Raw genomic sequence first — 23,457 nt, forward strand, 5'->3', positions numbered from 1 at the left:
CGGGGAGCTTTGATGAAAATGGGTTTCGGGATTCGACTGATTGCCGCGGTGCTTGCCCTCGGCGTGATCCAGACGGCCGGCGCGGCCGATCCGGACAAGAAGGAAATCCGCTTCGGCGCCACCGCCGGCCCGTACTCCGACCAGATCCGCTACGGCATCAAGCCGTTGCTGGAGAAGAAGGGCTACAAGGTCACCATCGTCGAGTTCAGCGACTACGTGCAGCCCAACCTGGCGCTGGCCGATGGCGCCATCGACGCCAACGCCTTCCAGCACGTGGCCTACCTGAAGAAGTTCGCCGGCGACCGCAAGCTGCAACTGTCCGAGGTGCTGCAGGTGCCGACCGCGCCGATCGGCATCTACAGCCACAAGCACAAGACCCTGGCCGAAGTGAAGCCGGGCGCCACCGTCTCGCTGCCCAACGATCCGTCCAACCTGGCGCGCGCCATCGCGATCCTGCAGCAGATCGGCTGGGTCACGCTCAAGCCCGGCACCGACACGATCCGCGCCAGCGAGCGCGACATCGAGACCAACCCGAACAAGCTCAAGCTGATCCAGCTCGAAGCCGCGCAGCTGCCGCGCTCGCTCGACGACGTGGACTACGCCTTCGTCAACGGCAACTTCGCGCTGTCCTCCGGCCTGAAGCTGACCGAGGCGCTGTCGCTGGAGAAGATTCCCGACTACTACATGAACCTGGTGGCCGTGCGCACCGCCGACCTCGGCAAGCCGTTCGTCAAGGACATCCGCGACGCCTACCAGTCGCCGGAATTCAAGGCGACCACGCAGCAGCGCTTCGCGGGCTTCCTGCCGCCGGCATACCAGCGCTGAACCAGCGCTGAGGCAGCGCGGCCCTTCGGGGCCTGGGAAGCAAAAAGCGCCCGGCTTGGTCCGGGCGCTTTTTTTTTGGGGCAACGTGCCAGGGCAATGAACGAAGCCGCCGGATACGCCCAAGCCGCCAGAGCTAGCCCAGGCAAGGTGTTCTCCCGCTCCCGCACGCGGGAGAGGGGAGCGAACCAGCGGTATGTCGAGGTTCGCGCCAGGGCTGATGACGCGAGCAATCTGCTTGCGTGCAAACCTTCGGCATGGCCAGCCACGCCGCCGGACCCATCCGCTACTTCGCCGCCACCTGCTTCATCCCCTTCATCGCCTTCGCCCCGCCATCGGCCAGCGTCGAGGCGCCGCCCCAGTCGCCGCCCAGCGCCTTGACCAGGAACACCGCGGTCAGCATCTGCTGGCCGCGCAGTTGCGCCGCCGTGCGCTCGGCGCCGAGCAGGCCCTGCTGGGCCGTGATCACGTCGAGGTAGCCGGTGGCGCCGCCTTCGTAGCGCGCGGTGGCCATGTCGAGCACCTGGCGCGCGCTGCCCACGGCGCGCCGCTGCTGGTCGTTGGCGCGCGACAGCGCGGACAGGCCGGTGATGCCGTCTTCCACTTCCTGCATCGCGGTCAGCACCACGCGGCGGTAGTTGGCCACGGTGCCGTCGTAGCCGGCCTGCGCGAACGACAGGTTGGCGCGCAGCTTGCCGCCGTCGAACAGCGTCACCGCCGCCGTGGCGCCGACCGACCACACCAGGCTGGGCAGGTTGAACAGCGAGCCGAACGTGCCGCTCTCGCCGCCGATCGCCGAGCCGAGTATCACGCTCGGATAGAACGCGGACTTGGCCACGCCGATCTGCGCGTTGGCCGCGGCCATCGCGCGTTCGGCCGAGGCCACGTCGGGCCGGCGCTCCAGCACGTCGGACGGCACGCCGAGCGGCACCGCGGGCGGCACCAGCTCCGCCACCTCGGGCGCCAGCGCGAACAGCGGCGCGGCGGTGCCGGTGAGCGTGGCGATGGCGTGCTCGAACTGGCTGCGCTGCTTGGCCAGCACGTCCACCTGAGTGAGCGTGGCGTCGAGCAGCGCCTGCTGCTGCGCCAGATCCAGCCCGGACGCGGCGCCGAGGTCGTGGCGCGCGCTGACCAGATCGAGCGCGCGGCGCTGCAGTGCGATGGAGCGCTGCAGCACGTCGAGCTCGATGTCGAGCGCGCGCAGGTTGTAGTAGTTGGCGGCGAGGTCGGTGGTCAGCAGCAGCCGCACGTTCTCGAAATCGGCCTGCGACTGCTGCGCCGAGGCCTCGGCGCTTTCGATGGTGCGCCGCACGCGGCCGGCCAGATCGAGCTCGTAGCCCACCGTGAACGAGGGCGTGAGGTCGTTCTGCACGGTGCCGAAGTTCGGCGCCGCATAGTTGGTCAGCGGGCGGTTGGCGGAGATGGCCGCGCGCTGCGCGCGCGCATTGATGCCGATCTGCGGGAACAGCCCGGCATTGGCCGCGTTGGCCTGCGAGCGGGCCTGCGCCAGGCGGGCATTGGCCACGGCCAGCGTGGGGTTGGCCGCGAGCGCCTGCTGCTCGAGCGCATCGAGGCGGGCATCGCCGAAGCGTTCCCACCAGGTGCCCTTGGCCACGCTGTCGCCGGGCGTGCTTTCGCGCCACGGCGGCTCGACCTTCCATGCCGCGGGCAGCTCGGAGTCGGGCTTGCGGTAGTCGGGGCCGGCCGCGCAGCCGCCGAGCAGGATCGCCGCGGCGAGGGCCGCGGCAAGCGCCGGCGCGAGGACCGGCGACGGGCGCCGCAGCCTCATCGCTTGGCCTCCGCCGCCGGCGCGGCGCTTTGTCCCGCGCTTTGTTGTCCTGCGCCCTGCCCGGCACCCTCCGCGCCGTTCTTCGCGCCGTTCTGCGCCACCGGCGCCAGCACCACGCGGTCGCCGTTGGCGATCGAGTCGGAGGGGTTGAGCACCAGCCGGTCCTGCAGGCCGAGCCCGTCCAGCACTTCCACCGTGGTGCCGTAGTAGCGCCCGAGGTTGACCGGGCGCAGCGTCACCTTGCCCTGCGCGTCCACCACGGCCACGCGCGTGCCTTCGCCGCGGAACAGCAGCGCGTTGCTCGGCGCCAGCAGCGCCTGGCTGTTCTTGAGCGGCAGCGAGACGGTGACGTAGGCGCCGGGCAGCAGCGCGCCTTCGCGGTTGGGCAGGTTGACTTCCACCTGCATGGTGCGGGTGGTGGTGTCGATCGAGGCGGCGGTGCGCGCCACCTCGCCCTTGAAGGCCTGGCCGCGCAGCTCGACCTGCGTCACCACCACTTCCTGGCCGGGCTTGACGAGGTTGGCGTAGCTCTGCGGCACGTTGACGTAGACGCGCAGCGGATCGGTCTGCGAGAGCAGGAACAACTGCCGGTTGCCGTCGATCAGGTCGCCCACGTCGACGCTGCGGCGCGTGATGATGCCGGAGAACGGCGCCACCACGCGCTTGAAGCCTTCGAGCTGGCGCAGGCGCTGCACGTTGGCGTCGGCCGCGGCCACGTTGGCCACGCCCTGCGTCACCGCGCTGCGGCGCTCGTCCAGTTCCTGCTGCGACACCACGTCTTTCTTGCGCAGCCCTTCCCAGCGCTCCACCGTGCTGCGCGCCAGCGCGAGGCTGGAGGCGGCCTGCTCGCGCGCGGCGATGGCCTGGCTCAACTGCTGGTCGATTTCCGGGGTCTCGATCTCGGCCAGCAGCTCGCCCTTCTCCACGCGCGCGCCGATGTCCTTGGTCCAGCGCTTCACGTAGCCGTTGGCGCGCGCGGCGATGGGCGCCTGCACGTAACCCTGCAGCGTGCCCGGCAGCGCCAGCGACTGGCTGCTGCCGGTCTGCGGCAGCGCCGTCTGCACGTACTGCATGGCGCGCTCCTCGGTGCCGGTCTTGAGCGCCTTGGCGTTGGCGTAGCGGCTGATCATGGTGCGCCCGGCGCCCACCACCAGCAGCGCCAGCACCACCAGCGCGGCGATGCGCGTGCGCCGCGCCACCTCGCGCCGCTTGAGCTGCTCGTGCGGGTCCTGCCCGCCGGCCTCGTCGTCAGCCAGGTGCAGACCCAGCTCTGCATGGCGTTGTTCGGTCATTGCTTCAACCCTCTTGATGTGTGGGAGCCAGCGGCGGATGGGCCGTGCCGCCGTGCGGCTTGCGCCCGGCCAGCCAGCGATGCACGGCGGCGAACACCACCGGCACGAAGAACAGCGTCGACACGGTGGCGAACAGCAGCCCGCCGATCACCGCGCGGCCCAGCGGCGCGTTCTGCTCGGCGCCTTCGCCCAGGCCCAGCGCCATCGGGATCATGCCGATGATCATGGCCAGCGCGGTCATCAGCACCGGGCGGATGCGGGTCGCGCCCGCCTCCAGCGCGGCCGACAGCGGCGGCACGCCTTCTTCCAGGCGCTGCCGCGCGAACGACACCAGCAGAATACTGTTGGCGGTGGCCACGCCCATCGTCATGATCGCCCCGGTCAGCGCCGGCACGCTCAAGGTGGTGCCGGTGATGAACAGCATCCACGCGATGCCGGCCAGCGCCGCGGGCAGCGCGGCGATGATGACCGCCGCGTCGATCCACGACTGGAAGTTCACCACCACCAGCAGGTACACCAGCACGATCGCCATCGCCAGCCCGACGCCCAGGCCGATGAACGACGACTGCATGGTCTGCACCTGCCCGCGCACCACGAGCTGCGAGCCGCGCGGCAGCTTGCCCGTCATCTGGTCCACCAGCTTCTGCACCTTGCCCGCCACGCTGGCGAGGTCGGTGCCCTGCACGCTGACGTAGATGTCGATGGCGGGCAGGATGTTGTAGCGCGACGCCACCGCCGGCTGGCGCGCGGTCGAGGCCTGCACCAGGTTGCCCAGCAGCTGCGAGCTGCCCGGGCTGGCCCCGGCCGCGGGCGCCGCGGCGTTCGCGGCGCTGCCGGCGCCGGCCACCGGCAGGTTGAGCAGCGTGTCGAGCGAGTCGATCTTGTACTGCGGCGTCTGCACCGCCACGCTGTAGACGATGCCGTTGGTCGGGTTGAGCCAGAACGCCGGGGCGGTCTGCGCGCTGCCCGACAGCGAGATCAGCACGTTCTGCCCGACGTTCTGCGCCGACAGCCCGAGCTGCTGCAGCCGCGTGCGGTCCATGTCGAGGTTGATGGCGGGATAGTCGTTGCGCTGGTGCACGTGCGCGTCGACCGCGCCGGGGATCTCGCGGATCTGCTTGACCAGCTCGCCGGCGAGCTGCGCGTTGCCCTGCAGGTCGTTGCCGGTGAACTGCACGTCGATCGCCGCCGGCAGGCCGAAGTTCAGGATCTGCGTGACGATGTCGGCCGGCTGGAAGAAGAACTCCACGCCGGGGAAGCGCTTGGGCAGCTCGGCGCGCAACCGCGAGATGAACTCCTCGGTGGGCCGGTGGCCTTCGCGCAGCGACATCAGGATCTCGCCGTCGAGCGTGCCGATGGTGCCGGCGTTGCTGTAGGAGAGGTTGATGCCGCTGTTGGGCACGCCCAGGTTGTCGAGGATGGTCTCGAGCTGGTCGGGCGGGATCATCTCGCGGATGGCCGCCTCCACCTGGTCGGCCACGCGCGCGGTTTCCTCGATGCGGGTGCCGGTCGGCGTGCGCATGTGCAGGCGGATCTGGCCGGCGTCCACGGTGGGGAAGAAGTCGCGCCCGAGGAACGGGATCAGCGCGCACGACAGCACGCAGAAGCCGAGGAACACCGTGGCGAAGCGCTTGCGGTTGCCCAGCTGCGCCGACAGCGCCAGCGTGTAGACGCGCCGCACGTGCTCGAAGCGGCGGTCGAAGCCGCGGTACAGCCGCTGCAGCAGGCTGGGCTTGCCGCCGTCGGCGTGCGCGTGGGCGCCGCCCATCAGCAGCATCACCAGCGTCGGCACCAGCGTGCGCGACAGGATGTAGGAGGCCACCATCGCGAACACCACCGCCTCGGCCAGCGGCACGAACAGGAAGCGCGCCACGCCCTCGAGGAAGAACATCGGCACGAACACGATGCAGATGCACAGCGTGGAGACGAACGCGGCCACGCCGATCTCGCCGGCGCCGGCGTCGATCGCCTCCAGCAGCGGCTTGCCCAGGTGCATGTGCCGCTCGATGTTCTCGATGGTGACGATGGCCTGGTCCACCAGGATGCCGACCGAGAGCGCCAGGCCCCCCAGCGTCATCAGGTTCAGGGTCTCGCCGAGCGCGTGCAGCATCAGCACCGAGGCCAGGATCGAGAGCGGGATGGTCAGCCCGATGATCAGCGTGCTGCGCCAGTTGCCGAGGAACAGCAGCACCATCGCGGCGGTCAGGCCGGCGGCGATCAGCGCCTCGAACACCACGCCCTTGACCGCGGCCTTGACGAACACCGACTGGTCGAACAGCGGCGTGATCTTCACGTCGGACGGCATGATCTGCTGCGCGCGCGGCAGCATCGCGCGCAGGTTGCTGACGATGTCGAGCGTGGAGGCCGCGCCGTTCTTGAGCAGCGACAGCAGCACGCCGCGCTGGCCGTCCTGGCGCACGATGTTGGTCTGCGGCGAGAAGCCGTCGCGCACGTAGGCCACGTCGCGCAGGTACGTGGTGTTGCCGCCGATGGTGCGCACCGGCAGGTCGTTGAGCCCGGCGATCGCGTCGGGCGAGCCGTTCATCCGGACGTTGAACTCGGTCTCGCCGAGCTTGGCCGTGCCCGACGGCAGGATCAGGTTCTGCAGGTTGACGGCGTTGACCACGTCGGCCGGCGCGAGGCCGCGCGCCTGCAGCGCCTGCATGTCCAGGTCGACCGACACCAGCCGGTTCTTGCCGCCGTAGGGGAACGGCACCGCCACGCCGGGGATGGTGATGAGCTGCGGGCGCAGCAGGTTCACGGCCGCGTCGAACAGCGACTGCTCGGACAGCGTCGGGCTGGACAGCCCGAGCTGCACCACCGGGATGCTGGAGGCCGAGTACTTGATCACCAGCGGCGGCGTGATGCCGGGCGGCAGCTGGCGCAGCTGCGACTGCTCCACCGCCACCACCTGCGCGATCGCGGTCTGGATGTTGGCGGTGGGCTGGAAGAAGATCTTGATGATCGCCACGCCGTTGAGCGACGTCGACTCGATGTGCTCGATGTCGGAGACGGTGGTGGTCAGGCTGCGCTCGTTCTGCGCCGAGATGCGCTGGCCCATCTCCTGCGGCGACAGGCCGTTGTAGTTCCAGATGATGCTGATGACCGGGATGTTGATCTCGGGGAAGATGTCGGTCGGCATCTTCAGCAGCGCAAAGGGTGTGGCGAGCACGATCAGCATCGCCATCACGATAAAAGTGTACGGGCGACGCAGCGCCAGCTGGACCATGGACACGGGGCGGGTCTCTTGTGGAAAGGACAGCGGGATTCCTGCAGGACGTCGACCCGGCACCTGACCAAGGCGCGCCGGCGGCATGCCCGCGGCGAGACTTTTGCCGCGCACTGACATGCGCCGTACTGTCGACGGTGAAGGAATATAGCACGCCATTTCGTATCGCGTGGACTGCCCCGGCAATCCCCGGCAAGCGGCATGCCAAGGTGTTGCGCGCGGTGCAAATACATTCACGCAGACATTTATCCGCACCCAGAATGCATGGACATTTGCCGCGCCGCAGCGGCCGGACGCCGGCCAAACGCATAAGCTTGTGCGGCATTCTTCGTTCCCTGCTGGCCCGCGCTCGCCTACCCTGCTGCGCTTGTGCACGGATAAGGCAGGAACGGCAATGACGCAAGCATTCGACAAAGGGCGGCGCACGGTGGTGAACGCGGTGCTGGCGGCGGGCGCCGCCGCCGCGCTCGGCGTGGCGGGGCCGGCGCGCGCGCAGGCGCAGAAGCACACGCTGCGCATCGGCTACCAGAAATCGTCCACGCTGATGATCCTGCTGAAGTCGCGCGAGACGCTGGAAAAGGCGCTGGCGCCGCTCGGCGCGTCGGTCCAGTGGTACGAGTTCACCTCCGGCCTGCCGCTGCTGGAGTCGCTCAACATCGGCAACCTCGACCTGAGCGCCGACGTGGCCGACGCGGTGCCGCCGTTCGCGCTCGCCGCCGGCGCCAACCTCACCTACTACGCGATCGAGACGCCCTCGCCCGAGGCGCAGGCCATCGTGGTGCGCCAGGACTCGCCGATCCGGGAGATCGCCCAGCTGAAGGGCCAGCGCGTGGCCTTCGCCAAGGGCGCCGGCGCGCACTACCTGCTGCTCGAGGCGCTCGCCGGCGCGGGCCTGAGCATCCGCGACATCGAGCCGGCCTACCTGAACCCGGCCGACGCGCGCGCCGCGTTCGAGCGCGGCAGCGTGGCCGCCTGGGTGATCTGGGACCCGTTCCTGGCCGCCGTGCAGCGCCAGGCCAACGCGCGCATCCTGCGCGACGGCAAGGGCCTGTCGAGCTACCGGCGCTTCTACCTCGCCGCCACGCCCTACGCGCAGAAGCACGCCGACGTGCTCGCGGTGGTCTACGACGAGCTGCGCCGCGCCGGCGAGTGGATCAAGCAGAACCCCGCCGCCGCCGCGCAATGGCACGCGCCGCTGATCGGGCTGGACGCGCCCACGGTGGAGGCGGCCAACCGCCGCCGCACCTATCAGGTGCAGACCGTGGACGCGGCCTCGCTGGAAGAGCAGCAGCGCATCGCCGATGCCTTCACCAGCCAGAAGATCCTGCCGAAGAAGGTGGTGGTGGCGGACTCCCCGGTGTGGAAGCGGGCCTGAGCGCCGCGCCGCGGCGGCGCGTCAGTCCCGCGCCAGCCGCATCCTGAAACCTGGAACCACGCCTCAATCGCACCCGGCCGCCGCCACCGGGCTGCCGTCGGCCATCAGCGTCTCGCCGCGCCGCTCCACCAGCATGCGGTAGGCGTGCGGCTGCCGGTGCGCGTCGAAGTTGAAGGTGGTGCGCTTGTAGACCGCGCAGAAATCCAGGTCGCAGCGCGCGATGGCCACCTCGTCGCCCTTGGTCAGGCAGGCGCCGACCACCTCGCCCGACGGCGCGATCACGCAGCTCCCGCCGATGCTGTCCACGCCCTCCTCCACGCCGGCCTTGGCCACGCCCACCACCCACGACCCGTTCTGGTAGGCCCCGGCCTGCATCGACAGCTGGTTGTGGAACAGCGACAGGTCGTCGTGCTCGGGCGCGGGCGCGTTGTGCACCGGCGTGTTGTAGCCGATCAGCACCATCTCCGCGCCCTGCAGCCCCATGACGCGGTAGGTCTCGGCCCAGCGCCGGTCGTTGCAGATGGCCATGCCGATCTTGCCGCCGAACGCCTCGGTCACGCCGAACCCGCCGCCCGGCACGAAATAGCGTTTTTCCAGATGCTGGAAGCGGCGCCACGGCTCGTGCTCGCGATGCCCCGGCAGGTGGACCTTGCGGTACTTGCCGACGATGCGGCCCTGGCGGTCGACCAGGATCGAGGTGTTGTAGCGCGCCGGCTTGCCGGCCTCGGTCGCCAGCTCCGCGTACCCGAGGTAGAAACCCACGCCCAGCGCCCGCGCGAGATCGAACAGCGGCTGCGTCGCCGCGTTGGGCATCTCGCGCTCGAAGAAGCTGTCGATCTCGTCCTGGTCCTCGATGTACCAGCGCGGGAAAAACGTGGTGAGCGCGAGTTCCGGGTAGACGATCAGGTGCGCGCCGCAGGCATGCGCCTCGCGCATCAGTTCGCACAGGCGCCCGACCACGCGCTGGCGGCTGTCCGCGCGCGCGATCGGCCCAAGCTGGCCGAGGGCCACATTCAGGATTCTGGACAAGGAAAGGCTCCGGGAAAAAGGGAACAGCGGAAAAAGGAAACCGGTCGGCCGCGCGGCGGCGGCCTTACGGTCGGTTCATGGACGGTTCATGGTCGATTCATGGACAGGTCACGGACAGGTCACGGCCGGTCCGCCAGCTTCAGCACCACCTGCAGCAGCAGTTGCGCGCCGTTGACCAGGTCCGCCGGCTCGGTGAACTCGCGCACGTTGTGGCTCAACCCCTTGACGCTGGGCACGAAGATCATGCCGGCCGGGCACACCCGCGCCAGCATCTGGGCGTCGTGGCCGGCGCCGCTGGGCATGCGCAGCATGGACAGGCCCAGCGCCTCGCCCTCCTGCTGCACCAGCCCGGTCACCATCGGGTCGAACGCGACCGGCGCGAACCGCGCCAGCCGCGTATGCAGCAGCGACAAGCCCTGCGCCTCGCATACCTGCTCGGCGAAGGCCTGCACCTCGGCTTCCGCGCGCGCGAGCATCGCCTCGTCGGTGTTGCGCAGGTCCACCGTGAACACCGCGCGGTTGGGAATGACGTTGATCAGATTGGGCTCGAAACGGATCGCGCCCACCGTGCCGATCTGCCGGCCGCCGTAGCGCAGCGCCAGCTCGCGCACGAACACGGCGACGCACGCCGCGGCGTGGCCGGCGTCGTGCCGCATCTCCATCGGCGTGGTGCCGGCGTGGTTGGACACGCCCTCGATGCGGTACTCGGTCCACGAGATGCCCTGCACGCCCTCCACCACGCCGATCTGCACGCCGCGCTGGTCCAGCACCGGCCCCTGCTCGATATGCAGCTCGACGAAGCTGTCGACGGCGGGCCGCCCGACCGGCGCGGTGCCGGCGTAGCCGATGCGGCGCAACTCCTCGCCCACCGTGCTGCCGTCGATGCCGGCCGTGGCCAGCGCCTCCGGCAGCGGCAGGCCGCCCACGTAGACCAGCGAGCCCATCATGTCGGGCTGGAAGCGCGCGCCTTCCTCGTTGGTGAAGAAGGCCACCGCGAGCGGGCGGCGCGGGCGCAGGCCGGCATCGCGCAGGGTCGCCACGACCTCCAGCCCGGCCAGCACGCCGTAGTTGCCGTCATAGCGCCCGCCGGTGCGCACGGTGTCGATGTGCGAGCCGATCATCACCGGCGGCAGGTCGGCGCTGCCCGGATACACCGCGACGCCGTTGCCGATCGCGTCGATGGTGACGGTCATGCCGAGCTCGCGCATGCGGGCCACGGTCCAGTCGCGGCCGTGCCGGTCGGCATCGGTCAGGGCCAGCCGGCACACGCCGCCGCCGTCGATGGCGCCGTGCCGGGCGAGCGCATCGAGGCTGGCCAGCAGCCGCTCGCCGTCGATGCGGGGACAGGCGGGCGCGCTCATGCCGCATCCTCCGCGTTGTCCATGCCATCCGCGCCCTGGGCACCGCCGGCGCGCACGCTGTCCGCGCTGCGCCCGACCAGCCGCGCGTACAGCTCGGGATCGGTGTCCGCCTCGCTGCCGATCAGCAGCAGGCGGCTGCGCGCGTCGAGGCCCAGCGCCGCGCGCGCGGCCGGGTCCTGCATCGCCGCGATGGCCGCCGCCAGCCCCGCCACGGCGGACTCGCCGGCGACGATGGCCGGATCGCCGCCGGCCGGGCTGGCCAGCAGGCGCATGACCGCCACCGCGGCCTCGTCCTCGATGGTGCAGAAGGCGTCGGCGCCATTGGCCAGGATCTCCCACGCCAGCAGCGAGACCTCGCCGCAGGCCAGCCCGGCCATCAGCGTGTCGAGCTCGCCCGTCACCGCGGTGACGGCGCCGGCGCGCGCGCTGCGCATCAGGCAGTCGGCGCGGGCCGGCTCCACCACCACGAACACCGGCCGCGGGCCCGCGCCGCTGCCCTTCCCGCTGCCCTGCTCGCGCTCCCAGAAATACGCGCACACCGCCGCGGCGAAGCCGCCCACGCCGGCCTGGATGAACACATGCGTGGGCCATTGCGGCAGCGCCTCGACCGCCTCCGCCACCATCACCTGGTAGCCCTGCATGACGTCGCGCGGCACGTCCATGTAGCCCGGGTAGGAGGTGTCGGAAATCACGTGCCAGCCCCGCGCGCGGGCATCGCGGTCCGCCTGCTGCACGGCCTGGTCGTAATTGCCGCCGGTGCGCACCACCTCGGCGCCGAAGGCCTCGATGGCGGCCTTGCGGCCCGCGCTGACGGTCGCGTGGATATAGATCACGCACTGGCAGCCGAACAATTGCGCGCCCCACGCCACCGAGCGCCCGTGGTTGCCGTCGGTGGCGCAGGTCACGGTCAGTTCCGCGCAGAGCCCGCGCACGGCCGGATCGGCGAGCTCGGCGATGGACAGCGCGCGCCCCAGGCGCCGGCCCAGCTCGCGGCACAGCAGCCGGCCCACCGCGTAGGCGCCGCCGAGCGCCTTGAAGCTGCCCAGGCCGAAGCGCGAGCCCTCGTCCTTGTAGCGCACCTCGGCCACGCCCAGCGCGGCCGCCAGCGCCGGCAGCGCCGCCAGCGGCGTGGGCGCGTAGCCGGCCCAGGCGCCGATCTCGCGGCGCGCGTCGGCCAGCGCCGGCGCGCCGAGGATGGCCGCGCGGCGCGCGCCGTAGGGCTCGTCGCGGCGCAGGGCGGGGTTGGGAAGCAGGGCAAGCGAGAGGGAAGGAAGTGCGTTCATGCGTCTGAGGTTCCGGTCGGGATGGCGGTCCGCGCCGACGGATGCGGCGCGTCGCGCGGGGAAAAGAGGGACGAAAAGAGACGATAAAAGGAGCAATAAAGGGAGCAAAGAGGGAGCGACGTCAGGCTTCGAGGTCGGCCAGCACCTCGTGCGCGCGCTCCACGCGCGCCATGCGCGCCCGCGAGGACTTGCGCGCGCGCCCGGCCATCGCGCCGGCCAGGTAGTTCACCAGGCTGACCGCCGCCACGTAGGAATCGAACACCTGGCCGCCGTGGTGCGAGCAGCGCAGCAGCGCGTCGGCGTCCGGCGCCAGCGCCGACACCGGCGCGTCGCTGAGCAGGATCAGCTTCGCGCCGGCTTCGCGCGCGAGCGTCACCACGCCCTTGAGGCGCCGCGTGCGCCGGCGGAAATCCACCGCCAGCAGCACGTCCTTGCCGTCGATCTCGGCGATCAGCTCGGCATCCTTGCCAGCCTGCTCGTTGAGCAGGTAGACCTCGGGGCGCACCTGCGAGAGCAGCGCGTTGGCGTAGAAGGCCAGCATGAAGCTGTTGCGGTAGCCCACCACCCACACGCGCCGCGCGCCGGCCAGCTCGGTCATCGCCACCTCGAGCGCGCGTGCGCTGAGTTGTTCCGGCAGCGCCGCGAGCCGGCTGCTGTCGAGCGCCACGTGCGCCTGCAGCGCGGCCAGCGCCGTGCTGCCGCCCTTCGCCGCGCGCGGCAGCCCGGCGTGCTCCAGCAGGAACAGCGGCGACTGCTCGGACACCTGCTCGCGCAGCGAGCGCCGGAACGCGTTGAAGTCCGCATGGCCAAGGCGCCGGAAAAAACGCGCCGCGCTGGCCTTGGACACGCCGGCCAGCTCGGCCAGCTCGGTGGCGGAATAGCTCAGCAGGTCCTTGCGCCGCGCCACCAGCACGTCGGCGAGTTTCTTCTCGGCGGCGGACAAGTCGCCGTAGCACTGCCGGATCTGGGTTTCGAGGGCGTCGCTCATGTCTGTTGGCTGCCTGGTGCCGCGCCGCGCACCAAACTGGCCGCGAGCGCACTGTTATGAAACACTAATTTCATGTTGTGGTGCATATGAAACCGTAGTTTCTTCGATGCCAGAGCCATGAGCAAATGCGATGCCAGGGCCGTGCCGGGCGCGGACCGATGCCCCGGAAGCGCCGCCCGGCGCGGCCGCGCGGCCGCCCGCGCGGTCCCGGCCGCCGCGCCGGGCGCGCGTGGCACGCTCTTTGCCTACAGAGCCTGCCATCCCTCCCACCGACTGATGAAAGGTGTCGTAATGAAACGCAGACAGTTCACCACCGTTGCCGGCCTGATCGCAGGCGCGGTCCTCGTGGCATCCATGCCGGCGCGCGCCGACGATTCCCTGAACGCCGTGCTCGGCAAGAAGTCGATCGCCATCGGCATCCCCACCGACTTCGCGCCCTACGGCTTCGTCGGCCCGGACCTCAAGCCGCAGGGCCTCGACGTCGCGGTGGCGCAGCTGATCGCCGACAAGCTCGGCGTCAAGGCGGAGCTGGTGCCGGTGAGCACGCCCAACCGCATCCCCTATCTGCAGACCAGGAAGATCGACCTGATCGTGTCGGCGCTCGGCAAGAACGCCGAGCGCGCCAAGGTAATCGACTTCACGGTCGCCTACGCGCCCTTCTACCAGGCCGTGTTCGGGCCGAAGTCGCTGAGCATCAAGAGCTTCGCCGACCTCGGCGGCAAGACCATCGCGGTCACGCGCGGCACCATCCAGGACGACGTGCTGCAGCAGGTCGCGCCGCCGACGCTGAAGATCCAGCGCTTCGACGACGACAACGCCACGGTGACCGCCTTCGTGACGCAGCAGACCCAGCTGCTGGCCACCGGCGCGGCCGTGGCGGCCGCCGCCATCGCCAAGAACCCGAAGGCGGACGCGGAATACAAGCTGCTGCTCAAGGACTCGCCGAACTTCGTCGGCGTGCGCAAGGGCGAGACCGCGCTGCGCGAGAAGGTCAACCAGATCCTGAGCGCCGCCAAGACCGACGGCACGCTGAACGCCTACGCCCAGCGCTGGCTCGGCCGCGGCACCGGCGAGCTGCCGGAATAAGCCTTCCGCCAGCCGCCGCCCTGCCCGCGCGCCGCCACCGCCGCGCGGGCATCGCCAACCCTTGCCGCCCGACCGCATGATCTCCCTCGACTTCGCCACCGTCCTCTCCCAGTGGCCGATGCTGCTGCACGGGCTCTGGCTCACGCTGCTCCTCACGGCCTTCTCCGCGGCCTGCGGCACGGTGCTGGGCATCGGCTGCGCGTGGACCCGCATCCACGGCACGCGCGCGCCGCGCCTGCTGGTGGCCGCCTACGTGGAGTCCGTGCGCAACACGCCTTACATCGTCCAGCTGTTCTTCATCTTCTTCGGCCTGCCCGCGGCCGGCGTGCGGCTGCCCGTCGAGCTGGCCTGCGTGCTGTCGATGACGCTCAACCTCGGCGCCTACGCCTGCGAAATCATCCGCGCCGGCCTCGAGGCCACGCCGCGCGGCCAGATCGAGGCGGCGCAGAGCCTCGCGCTGGACCGCTGGCAGACCTTCACGCGCGTGGTGCTGCCGCCCTCGCTGGCGCGGGTGTGGCCGGCGCTGGTGAGCCAGGTGGTCATCGTCATGCTGGGGTCCTCGGTATGCAGCCAGATCTCCGCCGAGGAGCTCTCCTACGCCGCCAACCTGATCGCCAGCCGCACCTACCGCAGCTTCGAGGCGTACATCGTCGCGGCGGCGGCCTACTTCGCGCTCGCCGTGCTGGTGCGCGCGGCGCTCAACCGCATCGGCGCGCGCCTGATCTTTGGCCGCTGAGCCCCGGAGACACGCATGGTTGAATTTTCCTTGTGGGACGTGCTGCGCAACCTGCTGCTGGCGCTGCGCTGGACCGCGGGCCTGTCGCTGATCGCGTTCGCCGGCGGCGGCGTGGTCGGGCTGCTGTTGCTGGTCGCGCGCTTCACCCGGCTGCCGGGCGCGGCCACCGGCATCGCCGGCTACGTGCAGGTGTTCCAGGGCGTGCCGCTGCTGATGCAGCTGTTCCTGACCTACTTCGGGCTCGCGCTGCTGGGCATCGACACCTCGGCGCTGCTGGCCGCCGCGCTGTGCCTGACGCTGTACACCAGCGCCTACCTGACCGAGATCTGGCGCGGCTGCGTCGAGGCCATCCCGCGCGGGCAATGGGAAGCCTCGGCCAGCCTCGCCATGACGCCGTGGCAGCAGCTGCGCCACGTGATCCTGCCGCAGGCCGCGCGCATCGCCGTGGCGCCGACCGTGGGCATGCTGGTGCAGGTGGTGAAAGGCACCGCGCTGGCCTCGGTGATCGGCTTCGTCGAAGTCACCAAGGCCGGGCAGATGATCGCCAACGCCACCTTCCAGCCGTTCGTGGCCTACGGCGGCGTGGCGCTGCTCTACTTCGCGCTGTGCTTTCCGCTGTCGGCCTGGAGCCGGCACTTGGAGCGGCGCCTGAAAACCAACGCATGAGCCGAGCGCACACGATGCCAACACCTGACGAATCCACCACCGCCGCGCCCCCCTCCGCCCCTTCCGCACCGTTCGCCCTGGTCGACATCCGCGGCCTGCGCAAGCGCTTCGGCGACCACGAAGTCCTCAAGGGCATCGACCTGCAGATCGGCCGCCGCGAGGTGATCTGCATCATCGGCCGCAGCGGCTCGGGCAAAAGCACGCTGCTACGCTGCATCAACGGCCTGGAGAGCTTCCAGGACGGCACCGTCAGCGTGGACGGCCAGCCGCTGCGCCAGGGCGACCCCAGGGCCATGCGCGAGCTGCGGCAGAACGTGGGCATGATCTTCCAGGGCTTCAACCTGTTCCCGCACCTGAGCGCCGGGCAGAACGTGATGCTGGCGCCCACGCTGGTCGCCGATGTGCCGAAGGCCGAAGCCCGCCGGCGCGCCCGGGCCCTGCTCGAGCGCGTCGGGCTGGGCGAGAAGTTCGACAGCCATCCGGACCGGCTCTCCGGCGGCCAGCAGCAGCGCGTGGCGATCGCGCGCGCGCTGGCGATGGAGCCCGAGGTCCTGCTGTGCGACGAAATCACCTCCGCGCTCGACCCGGAGCTGGTCGGCGAAGTGCTCGGCGTGGTCGAGGCGCTGGCCGCCGACGGCATGACCCTGGTCATGGTCACGCATGAAATGCAGTTCGCGCGCAAGGTCAGCGACCGCGTGGTCTTCATGCACGACGGCAAGGTGCACGAGATGGGCCCGCCGCAGGCGATCTTCGGCGAGCCCCGCACGCCCGAGCTCAGGCAGTTCCTGTCGGCGTCGCACGGCGCCTGAACGGCGCCGCCTCAGGCCGCCGCGGCCTTGAAGCGTGCCGCCGGCTCGCTGCGCGACAGGTTCGGCCCCAGCGCCGCGCGCGCCGCCTCGAAGGCCTGCCAGTCGGCCGCCTCCGGCAGCGACGGTATCGTGACCACTTCGCCCTGGTCGAAGCCGGACAGCGATGCGTCGACCATGTCCGCGGCGCTCATCACCCACGCTTGCGGCAGGTTGTCCACCGACTGGCCCGCGACTTCCCAGAAGTCGGTGCGGGTGGCGCCGGGCAGCACCGCCTGCACGCGCACGCCGCTGGCGGCCAGCTCATGCTGGAGCGACTGCGTGAAGGCCAGCACGAACGCCTTCGAGCCGCCGTACACGCCGTTGAGCAGTTCGGGCGCCACCGCCACGATGGAGGCGATGTTGATGATGGCGCCGGTGCCGCGCGCCACGAAGGCCGGCGCCACGGCGTAGGTCAGGCGCGTGAGCGCGGTCACGTTGAGCGCGATCATGGCTTCCATCTTGTCGACGTCCGACTGCAGCAGCGGAGCCGCCGCGCCGATGCCGGCGTTGTTGACCAGCAGGGTGATGCTGGCGTCCTCGCGCAGCAGCGTTTCCAGCCGGCGCACGTCGGCGTCGCGGGCCAGGTCCGCCGCGACCACTTCGACCGAGCGGCCGGTCTCGCTGGTCAGGCGCCCGGCCAGCGTGTCGAGCCGCTCGCGGTTGCGCGCCACCAGGATCAGGTCGTAGCCGCGCCGGGCGAGCCGGTCCGCGTAGATCGCGCCGATGCCGGAAGAGGCGCCGGTGATGAGGGCCGTGCCCCGGTGGGATTGGTCTGCGGTGGGTTGGGTGGTTGCCATGAGGGCTCTCCGTTGTCGCTGCCGGCCCGATTGCCGGTCATCACGGAAGCAAGATTAGGCGTATAGTCCGATGGCGCCAATGTCATAGATGCCACCTTTCATGCCATCACCCACCTTGCTGGCCGGCCGCGCCCCGCTGCGCACCGGCATCGTCGTCTATCCCGGCTTCCAGGCCATGAACCTGGCCGTCACCACGGTGCTGGAATTCGCCAACATCACCGCCGGCCGCGCGCTCTACGAGGTCGTGCTGCTGTCCGAGCACGGCGGCCCGGTGCCCACCTCGGGCGGCTTTTCCGTCACCACGATGCCGCTCGACGACCAGCCGTTCGATACCGTGCTGGTGGTCGGCGACAACGACGTCCAGCCCACGCCGCCGGCGCTGACCGCGTTCCTGCGGCGGGCCGCGCCGGCCGCGCGGCGCATCGGCGCCACCTGCACGGGCGCCTTCAACCTCGCCGAGACCGGCCTGCTCGACGGCCGCCGCGCCACCACCCACTGGTTCTACGCCGCGCGCTTCCGCCGCGCCTACCCCCGCGTCAAGATGGAGGAAGACCGCATCTTCATCATCGACGGCCCGGTCTGGACCTCGGCCGGCATGAGCGCCTGCATCGACCTCGCGCTGGCGCTGGTGGAAAAGGACGCGGGCGCCGAGATCGCGCGCCAGGTGGCGCGCAAGCTGGTGGTCTACCACCGCCGCGCGGGCGGCCAGTCGCAGTTCTCCGCGCTGCTCGAGCTGGAGCCCAGGTCCGACCGCATCCAGTCCGCGCTGGACTACGCGCGCCAGAACCTGCACGAGGAACTGTCGGTGGAGCAGCTGGCGCAGGCCGCGCATCTCAGCCCGCGCCAGTTCAGCCGGGCCTTCCGCGAGGAAACCGGCCAGACCCCGGCCAAGGCGGTGGAACACCTGCGCGTGGAGGCCGCGCGGCTGATGATGGAGTCCGGGCGCCACCCGATCGACGTGGTGGCGCGCGACACCGGCTTCGGCGACCGCGAGCGCATGCGGCGCGCGTTCCTGCGCGCGTTCGGCCAGCCGCCGCAGGCGATCCGGCGCATGAACCGCGCGGAGGCCGAGGCGCAAACCGAAGCGCAAGCCGCCTGACCGGTTCGCCGCCGGCGCTATCCGCGGCTGGCGGCGAACCGGTCCGTGGCCGCCACCAGCTGGTCGAGGATGCCCGGCTCCGACCATGCGTGGCCGGCGCCTTCGACCAGATGGAAGTCGGCGCCGGGCCAGGCCCGGTGCAGCGCGTAGGCATGGCGCGCCGGGCACGGCATGTCGTAGCGGCCATGCACGATCACGCCGGGAATGCCGGCCAGCCGGTGCGCGTCGCGCAGCAGCTGCCCTTCTTCCAGCCAGCCGCCGTGCACGAAGTAGTGCGTCTCGATGCGGGCGAAGGCCAGCGCGAAATGCCCGTCGCCATGCGTGGCGGAGAACGCCGGATCGGGCAGCAGCGTGATGGTCTCGCCCTCCCACAGACTCCACGCCTTGGCGGCCTCGATCTGCTTGTCGCGGTCGCTGCCGGTCAGCAGCTTGCGGTAGGCGCCCAGCATGTCGCCGCGCGCGGCCTCCGGCACCAGCGCCTGGAAGCGCTCCCACTTCTCCGGGAACATCTCCGACACGCCGAACTGGTAATACCAGTTCAGCTCCGCCTTGCTGAGCGTGTAGATCCCGCGCAGCACCAGTTCGCTGACCCGCTCCGGGTGGCGCTGCGCGTAGGCCAGCGCCAGCGTCGAGCCCCACGAGCCGCCGAACACCAGCCAGCGCTCGGCGCCGGCCAGCCGGCGCAGCCGCTCGATGTCCTCGACCAGGTGCCAGGTGGTGTTGGCCTCCAGGCCCGCGTGCGGCGTGGAGCGGCCGCAGCCGCGCTGGTCGAACAGCAGCACGTCGTAGCGCGCGGGGTCGAACAGCCGCCGGTGCTCGGCCGAGATGCCGCCGCCGGGCCCGCCGTGCAGGAACACCGCGGGCTTGCCGCCCGGCGTGCCGACCCGCTCGTAGTAGATGACGTGGCCGTCGCCGACGTCGAGCGTGCCGCTCGCGTAGGGTTCGATCGGCGGGTAGAGCGTGCGCAGTGCGGTCATGTCGGGTTCGTCGAGGTTCAAAGGTTGCCTGCGCGAGATTGTAGACCGCTGCCCCACCCTCCGCCCTCCGGCCCTTCGGGGTCAGGCCGCCGCGCGCGCCCCCCGCCCGTCGCGGCGCGCCGCCAGGTCCAGCGCCACGTCGACGATCATGTCTTCCTGGCCGCCCACCATGCGGCGCCGGCCCAGCTCCACCAGGATGTCGACGGTCTTCAGCGCATAGCGCGCGGCGGCGGCCTCGGCGTGGCGCAGGAAGCTCGAATACACCCCCGCGTAGCCCAGCGCCAGCGTCTCGCGGTCCACCCGCACCGGCCGGTCCTGCAGCGGCCGCACGATGTCGTCGGCGGCATCCATCAGCGTGTACAGGTCGCAGCCGTGGTCCCAGCCGAGCCGGCTGGCCGCCGCGATGAACACTTCCAGCGGCGCGTTGCCGGCACCGGCGCCCATGCCGGCGAGGCTGGCGTCGACGCGGTCGCAGCCCTCCTCCACCGCGACGATGGAGTTGGCCACGCCCAGGCCCAGGTTGTGGTGCGCGTGCATGCCGGTCCGCGTCTCGGGCCTGAGCACGTCCTTGAACGCGCGGAAGCGCTCGCGCACGTCGTTCATGCCGAGCGCGCCGCCCGAATCGACCACGTACACGGTCTGCGCGCCGTAGCTTTCCATCAGCCGGGCCTGCCGCGCCAGCGCGTCGGGCGTGGTCATGTGGCTCATCATCAGGAAGCCCACGGTGTCCATGCCGAGCCCGCGCGCGTACTCGATGTGCTGGCGCGAGACATCCGCCTCGGTGCAGTGGGTGGCCACGCGCACCACGCGCGCGCCGGCGTCGAAGGCCGCGCGCAGGTCGTGCACGGTGCCCACGCCGGGCAGCAGCAGGGTGGCGATCTTCGCGTGGCGCACGGTCTCGGCCGCCGCGGCGATCCATTCGAGGTCGGTATGCGCGCCGAAGCCGTAGTTGAAGCTGGAGCCGGCCAGGCCGTCGCCGTGCGCGACCTCGATCGAGTCCACCCGCGCGGCGTCCAGCGCGGCGGCGATGCGGCGCACGTCGCCGAGGCCGTACTGGTGGCGGATGGCGTGGCTGCCGTCGCGCAGCGTGACGTCCGAGATGTAGAGCTTCTTCCCGCCGGCTGGCGTGGATGGCGTGGATGGCGTGGCTTGCTGGTCCATGTCTGTCTCCGTGGGCGCGGCGCTCATGCCGCCAGCCGCGTCTGCGCCAGGCGCTCGGCGCAGGCAAGCGCGGCGCTGGTCATGATGTCGAGATTGCCGGCATAGGCCGGCAGGTAGTGCGCGGCGCCCTCCACCTCGAGGAAGATCGAGGTCTTGAGCCCGCTCGTCGGGCCCAGGCCCGGGATGTTGAGCGGCGCGGCGGGGTCGATGCGTTCGAACTGCACGCGCTGCTTGAGGCGGTAGCCCGGCACGTAGGCCCGCACGGCGGCGGCCATCGCCTCGATGCTGGCCTCGATCGCAGCCGGGTCGCCGTCCTCCGACAGCGTGAATACCGTGTCGCGCATCATCAGCGGCGGCTCGGCCGGGTTCAGCACGATGATGGCCTTGCCGCGCGCGGCGCCGCCCACCGAGCAGATCGCCCGGCTGGTGGTCTCGGTAAACTCGTCGATGTTGGCGCGCGTGCCCGGCCCGGCCGAGCGGCTGGAGATCGAAGCCACGATCTCCGCGTAGTGCACGTGCGCCACGCGCGACACCGCCGCCACCATCGGGATGGTGGCCTGCCCGCCGCACGTCACCATGTTGATGTTGCGCGCCTCCAGCTGCTGGTCGAGGTTGACCACCGGCACCACATAGGGCCCCAGCGCGGCCGGCGTGAGGTCGATCACCTGCACGCCGTGCGCGCGCAGGACCGCGTCGTGGCGCGCGTGGGCGCCGGCCGAGGTGGCGTCGAAGACGATGCGGATGTCGCCGAAGCCCGCCATCCCCACCAGCCCCTCGATGCCCTCGGCGGTGGTGGGCACGCCCAGGCGGGCGGCCCGCGCCAGCCCGTCCGAGGCCGCGTCGATGCCGGCCATCGCGCCCATCTCCAGGTGCCTGGCCTGGCGCATCACCTTGATCATGAGGTCGGTGCCGATGTTGCCCGAGCCGAGGATGGCAACCTTGTGCCTGCCGCTGGCTTTCGTGTCCATGCCGGTTCTCCTTCGCCGCCTCAGCGGCCCAGTTCCTTCGCGGTCTTGCCGGCGATGCCGAACTGCGTGTTCGGCACCTCGGTGATCATCACGCGCACGCTTTCGACGGGCGCGCCGATCGATTCCACCGCGGCATCGGTGAGCGCGCGGATGAGGCGCGCCTTCTGTTCTTCGGTCCGGCCTTCGATCAGGAAGACTTGCATGATGGGCATGGTGCTTGGCTCCGGTTGGATGTTGGATGTTGGATGTTGAATGTCGGGGGCGGGCCGCGGGCGCCGCCCGCGGCCGGGCATGGCCGCGCGCCCCGCCGTGCTCAGGCGAAGCGCATCGATACCGTGCCCAGATGCTGGTAGCGCGCCGTGATGCAGTCCCCCGGCGCCACCGCGATGGCCTCGGTCACGCCGCCGGTCATGATAAAGGTGCCGGCCGGCAGCGCGCGTCCGCGCGCGCCCAGCATGTTGGCCAGCATCGCCACGCTGCTGGCCGGATGCCCCAGCACCGCCGCGCCGGCGGCGGTGGCCACCACCTCGCCGTTCTTCTCCAGCACCACGCCGAGGTTCTTCAGGTCCAGCCCCCCGGCGCGGCGGTGCGTGCCGCCGGCGACGAAGCGCGCCGACGAGGTGTTGTCGGCGATCACGCTCTTGAGGTCGAAGCGGAACTGCTCGTAGCGCGAATCGATCACCTCCACCGCCGGCAGCACGAAGTCGGTGGCGGCCAGCACGTCGCCGATATGGCAGCCGGGCCCGCGCAGCGGCCGCCGCAGCACGAAGGCGATCTCCGCCTCCACCTTGGGGTGGATCAGCGCGGCGGTGTCGATGACGCCGCCGTCCATGCACGCGCCATAGTCGGTGAGAAAGCCGTAGACCGGCTCGGTCACGCCCATCTGGCGCATCTTGGCGAACGAGGTCAGGCCCATCTTGAGCCCGGCCACGCGGGTGCCGCGCGCCTCCTTGCGCGCGCGGATCGCGTCCTGGATGGCATAGGCGTCGTCCCAGTCCATGCCGGGATGGGCATCGGTGATCTTGCGTACCGGCTCGCGCTTGAGCTCGGCGTCTTCCAGCAGCCCGGCGAGCTGCGCGATGGTGTCTTGGGTCAGGTTCATGGCGGATTCCGGAACGGCAGGCAAACGGGGTTCACACGAAGCGCACACCGGCCGAGCCGATGCCGCCCAGGCTGATGCGAAGCTGGTCGCCGGCCTTGACCGGCACCATCGCGGCCAGCGAGCCGGACAGGATCACCTCGCCCTGCTTCAGGCCCAGGCCCAGGCGCCCGAGCGTGTTGGCCAGCCACGCCACCGCGTTGGCCGGATGGCCCAGCGCGGCCGCGCCGGCGCCGGTGGCGACGATCTCGCCGTTCTTCTCCAGCGTCATGCCCACGGTGCCCAGGTGCAGCCCGCACGGGTCCACCGCCGCGTCGCCGAGCACGAACACCCCCGACGACGCGTTGTCCGCCACGGTGTCCTGGATGCGGATCTTCCAGTCGCGGATGCGCGAGTCGACGATCTCGAAGCACGGCAGCACGCAGGCGGTGGCGCGCAGCACGTCGGCATTGGTCACGCCCGGCCCTTCCAGGTCCGCCTTGAGCACGAAGGCGATCTCGCCCTCGGCCTTGGGCGCGATCAGCGTATCGGCGGCGATCGCCGCGCCGTCGCCGTGGACCATGCCCGACAGCAGGTGGCCGAAGTCCGGCTGGCGCACGTCGAGCATGTCCATCACCACGCGGCTGGTCACGCCGATCTTCTTGCCCACCACGCGCTCGCCGGCGTCGATGCGATGCCCCACCATCGCGAGCTGGATGCGGTAGGCGTCGTCGATGGACAGGCCCGGCCAGGTTTCGGTCAGCGGCGCCAGCGGCGCGCGCGCGCGCAGCGCCCGGTGCAGGCTGGCGCCGGTCTCGCGGATCTGCGCCTCGGTGAGCTTGTCCTTCATCGTCTCGTCTGGTTTGTCGTTGC

21 protein-coding genes are annotated in these 23,457 nt (G+C 70.9%); 7 read left to right on the forward strand and 14 right to left on the reverse strand.

All coding sequences use genetic code 11. The annotated features are described in order from the left end of the window. The first annotated feature begins 12 nt into the window (after positions 1-12). Positions 13-825: a MetQ/NlpA family ABC transporter substrate-binding protein gene (locus tag ACWTPI_RS29175; protein WP_059411456.1), complete on the forward strand. Its 813-nt coding sequence runs from the start codon at positions 13-15 to the stop codon at positions 823-825. Positions 826-1,108: 283 nt separating this feature from the next. Here ACWTPI_RS29175 and ACWTPI_RS29180 read toward each other — a convergent pair whose 3' ends face one another. From ACWTPI_RS29180 to ACWTPI_RS29190, 3 genes are read right to left on the reverse strand one after another with little or no spacing between them, the layout of a single operon-like run. Then, complete coding sequence (locus ACWTPI_RS29180) at positions 1,109-2,611, reverse strand: efflux transporter outer membrane subunit (RefSeq protein WP_454733489.1); 1,503 nt, start codon at positions 2,609-2,611, stop codon at positions 1,109-1,111. Then, a complete protein-coding gene (locus tag ACWTPI_RS29185) occupies positions 2,608-3,903 on the reverse strand; it encodes an efflux RND transporter periplasmic adaptor subunit (RefSeq protein ID WP_059411454.1) in 1,296 nt (431 codons plus the stop codon). The genes ACWTPI_RS29180 and ACWTPI_RS29185 overlap by 4 nt, the downstream gene beginning before the upstream one ends. Positions 3,904-3,907: 4 nt before the next feature. Then, complete coding sequence (locus tag ACWTPI_RS29190) at positions 3,908-7,138, reverse strand: efflux RND transporter permease subunit (RefSeq protein ID WP_454733490.1); 3,231 nt, start codon at positions 7,136-7,138, stop codon at positions 3,908-3,910. A 388-nt stretch (positions 7,139-7,526) separates the two neighbouring features. Here ACWTPI_RS29190 and ACWTPI_RS29195 point away from each other — a divergent pair, with 388 nt between their 5' ends. After that, a complete protein-coding gene (locus ACWTPI_RS29195) occupies positions 7,527-8,507 on the forward strand; it encodes an aliphatic sulfonate ABC transporter substrate-binding protein (protein WP_020203461.1) in 981 nt (326 codons plus the stop codon). Between the two features lie 63 nt (positions 8,508-8,570). Here the strand turns inward: ACWTPI_RS29195 and ACWTPI_RS29200 are convergent, their stop codons facing one another. From ACWTPI_RS29200 to ACWTPI_RS29215, 4 genes are all read right to left on the reverse strand, one after another. Then, positions 8,571-9,536 (reverse strand): N-carbamoyl-D-amino-acid hydrolase, encoded by a 966-nt coding sequence (locus ACWTPI_RS29200; protein WP_043366811.1) that lies wholly within the window; start codon positions 9,534-9,536, stop codon positions 8,571-8,573. Between the two features lie 119 nt (positions 9,537-9,655). Further along, positions 9,656-10,897, reverse strand: a complete 1,242-nt coding sequence (locus ACWTPI_RS29205) for a Zn-dependent hydrolase (protein WP_020203463.1) — start codon at positions 10,895-10,897, stop codon at positions 9,656-9,658. Continuing rightward, positions 10,894-12,180, reverse strand: a complete 1,287-nt coding sequence (locus ACWTPI_RS29210) for a diaminopropionate ammonia-lyase (RefSeq protein WP_454733491.1) — start codon at positions 12,178-12,180, stop codon at positions 10,894-10,896. Before ACWTPI_RS29210 ends, ACWTPI_RS29205 begins: the two co-directional genes overlap by 4 nt. Before the next feature lie 121 nt (positions 12,181-12,301). Next, positions 12,302-13,168: a MurR/RpiR family transcriptional regulator gene (locus ACWTPI_RS29215; protein WP_454733492.1), complete on the reverse strand. Its 867-nt coding sequence runs from the start codon at positions 13,166-13,168 to the stop codon at positions 12,302-12,304. Between the two features lie 291 nt (positions 13,169-13,459). Between ACWTPI_RS29215 and ACWTPI_RS29220 the strand changes: the two genes are divergently transcribed. The 4 genes from ACWTPI_RS29220 (at position 13,460) to ACWTPI_RS29235 (ending at position 16,465) form a co-directional block, all read left to right on the forward strand. Next, positions 13,460-14,254 (forward strand): transporter substrate-binding domain-containing protein, encoded by a 795-nt coding sequence (locus ACWTPI_RS29220; protein WP_454733493.1) that lies wholly within the window; start codon positions 13,460-13,462, stop codon positions 14,252-14,254. Between the two features lie 76 nt (positions 14,255-14,330). Beyond that, positions 14,331-14,990 carry an amino acid ABC transporter permease gene (locus ACWTPI_RS29225; protein WP_454733494.1) on the forward strand — a complete coding sequence of 220 codons (660 nt, stop codon included), beginning with the start codon at positions 14,331-14,333 and terminating at the stop codon, positions 14,988-14,990. A gap of 15 nt (positions 14,991-15,005) precedes the next feature. Beyond that, the gene (locus ACWTPI_RS29230; protein WP_059411449.1) at positions 15,006-15,656 is read left to right on the forward strand and encodes an amino acid ABC transporter permease; all 651 of its coding nucleotides are present in this window, start codon (positions 15,006-15,008) and stop codon (positions 15,654-15,656) included. 14 nt (positions 15,657-15,670) lie between these two features. Beyond that, positions 15,671-16,465, forward strand: coding sequence for an amino acid ABC transporter ATP-binding protein (locus tag ACWTPI_RS29235; protein WP_454733495.1), 795 nt, complete (start codon positions 15,671-15,673; stop codon positions 16,463-16,465). Positions 16,466-16,476: 11 nt separating this feature from the next. Here the strand turns inward: ACWTPI_RS29235 and ACWTPI_RS29240 are convergent, their stop codons facing one another. Then, on the reverse strand, positions 16,477-17,301 hold the full coding sequence (locus ACWTPI_RS29240; protein ID WP_454733496.1) for an SDR family NAD(P)-dependent oxidoreductase: 825 nt from the start codon (positions 17,299-17,301) through the stop codon (positions 16,477-16,479). Positions 17,302-17,401: 100 nt separating this feature from the next. Between ACWTPI_RS29240 and ACWTPI_RS29245 the strand changes: the two genes are divergently transcribed. After that, on the forward strand, positions 17,402-18,400 hold the full coding sequence (locus tag ACWTPI_RS29245) for a GlxA family transcriptional regulator (RefSeq protein ID WP_059411446.1): 999 nt from the start codon (positions 17,402-17,404) through the stop codon (positions 18,398-18,400). Between the two features lie 17 nt (positions 18,401-18,417). On the opposite strand, the gene pip is transcribed toward ACWTPI_RS29245, so the two are convergent. The 6 genes from pip to dmpE all read right to left on the reverse strand — a co-directional run bounded on the left by pip (position 18,418) and on the right by dmpE (position 23,434). Continuing rightward, the gene (gene pip / locus ACWTPI_RS29250; RefSeq protein ID WP_454733497.1) at positions 18,418-19,377 is read right to left on the reverse strand and encodes a prolyl aminopeptidase; all 960 of its coding nucleotides are present in this window, start codon (positions 19,375-19,377) and stop codon (positions 18,418-18,420) included. An 81-nt stretch (positions 19,378-19,458) separates the two neighbouring features. Next, a complete protein-coding gene (gene dmpG, locus ACWTPI_RS29255; RefSeq protein ID WP_454733498.1) occupies positions 19,459-20,538 on the reverse strand; it encodes a 4-hydroxy-2-oxovalerate aldolase in 1,080 nt (359 codons plus the stop codon). Between the two features lie 23 nt (positions 20,539-20,561). Then, positions 20,562-21,506, reverse strand: coding sequence for an acetaldehyde dehydrogenase (acetylating) (locus ACWTPI_RS29260; RefSeq protein WP_454733499.1), 945 nt, complete (start codon positions 21,504-21,506; stop codon positions 20,562-20,564). A gap of 20 nt (positions 21,507-21,526) precedes the next feature. After that, entirely contained in the window at positions 21,527-21,718 is a 192-nt protein-coding gene (locus ACWTPI_RS29265; RefSeq protein WP_020203475.1) for a 2-hydroxymuconate tautomerase, read from the reverse strand. A gap of 101 nt (positions 21,719-21,819) precedes the next feature. Then, the gene (gene dmpH / locus ACWTPI_RS29270; protein ID WP_020203476.1) at positions 21,820-22,608 is read right to left on the reverse strand and encodes a 2-oxo-3-hexenedioate decarboxylase; all 789 of its coding nucleotides are present in this window, start codon (positions 22,606-22,608) and stop codon (positions 21,820-21,822) included. A gap of 31 nt (positions 22,609-22,639) precedes the next feature. Beyond that, positions 22,640-23,434, reverse strand: coding sequence for a 2-oxopent-4-enoate hydratase (gene dmpE, locus ACWTPI_RS29275; RefSeq protein ID WP_454734034.1), 795 nt, complete (start codon positions 23,432-23,434; stop codon positions 22,640-22,642). Positions 23,435-23,457: the final 23 nt, after the last annotated feature.

It is taken from the genome of Cupriavidus ulmosensis (genome assembly GCF_977008105.1).

Excerpts from the sequence above, each read along its gene's own strand:
- ACWTPI_RS29175 (WP_059411456.1), top strand. The coding sequence starts at position 13 with ATGAAAATGGGTTTCGGGATTCGACTGATTGCCGCGGTGCTTGCCCTC.
- ACWTPI_RS29180 (WP_454733489.1), bottom strand. The coding sequence starts at position 2,611 with ATGAGGCTGCGGCGCCCGTCGCCGGTCCTCGCGCCGGCGCTTGCCGCG.
- ACWTPI_RS29185 (WP_059411454.1), bottom strand. The coding sequence starts at position 3,903 with ATGACCGAACAACGCCATGCAGAGCTGGGTCTGCACCTGGCTGACGAC.
- ACWTPI_RS29195 (WP_020203461.1), top strand. The coding sequence starts at position 7,527 with ATGACGCAAGCATTCGACAAAGGGCGGCGCACGGTGGTGAACGCGGTG.
- ACWTPI_RS29205 (WP_020203463.1), bottom strand. The coding sequence starts at position 10,897 with ATGAGCGCGCCCGCCTGTCCCCGCATCGACGGCGAGCGGCTGCTGGCC.
- ACWTPI_RS29210 (WP_454733491.1), bottom strand. The coding sequence starts at position 12,180 with ATGAACGCACTTCCTTCCCTCTCGCTTGCCCTGCTTCCCAACCCCGCC.
- ACWTPI_RS29215 (WP_454733492.1), bottom strand. The coding sequence starts at position 13,168 with ATGAGCGACGCCCTCGAAACCCAGATCCGGCAGTGCTACGGCGACTTG.
- ACWTPI_RS29220 (WP_454733493.1), top strand. The coding sequence starts at position 13,460 with ATGAAACGCAGACAGTTCACCACCGTTGCCGGCCTGATCGCAGGCGCG.
- ACWTPI_RS29225 (WP_454733494.1), top strand. The coding sequence starts at position 14,331 with ATGATCTCCCTCGACTTCGCCACCGTCCTCTCCCAGTGGCCGATGCTG.
- ACWTPI_RS29230 (WP_059411449.1), top strand. The coding sequence starts at position 15,006 with ATGGTTGAATTTTCCTTGTGGGACGTGCTGCGCAACCTGCTGCTGGCG.
- ACWTPI_RS29235 (WP_454733495.1), top strand. The coding sequence starts at position 15,671 with ATGCCAACACCTGACGAATCCACCACCGCCGCGCCCCCCTCCGCCCCT.
- ACWTPI_RS29240 (WP_454733496.1), bottom strand. The coding sequence starts at position 17,301 with ATGGCAACCACCCAACCCACCGCAGACCAATCCCACCGGGGCACGGCC.
- ACWTPI_RS29245 (WP_059411446.1), top strand. The coding sequence starts at position 17,402 with ATGCCATCACCCACCTTGCTGGCCGGCCGCGCCCCGCTGCGCACCGGC.
- pip (WP_454733497.1), bottom strand. The coding sequence starts at position 19,377 with ATGACCGCACTGCGCACGCTCTACCCGCCGATCGAACCCTACGCGAGC.
- dmpG (WP_454733498.1), bottom strand. The coding sequence starts at position 20,538 with ATGGACCAGCAAGCCACGCCATCCACGCCATCCACGCCAGCCGGCGGG.
- ACWTPI_RS29260 (WP_454733499.1), bottom strand. The coding sequence starts at position 21,506 with ATGGACACGAAAGCCAGCGGCAGGCACAAGGTTGCCATCCTCGGCTCG.
- ACWTPI_RS29265 (WP_020203475.1), bottom strand. The coding sequence starts at position 21,718 with ATGCCCATCATGCAAGTCTTCCTGATCGAAGGCCGGACCGAAGAACAG.
- dmpH (WP_020203476.1), bottom strand. The coding sequence starts at position 22,608 with ATGAACCTGACCCAAGACACCATCGCGCAGCTCGCCGGGCTGCTGGAA.
- dmpE (WP_454734034.1), bottom strand. The coding sequence starts at position 23,434 with ATGAAGGACAAGCTCACCGAGGCGCAGATCCGCGAGACCGGCGCCAGC.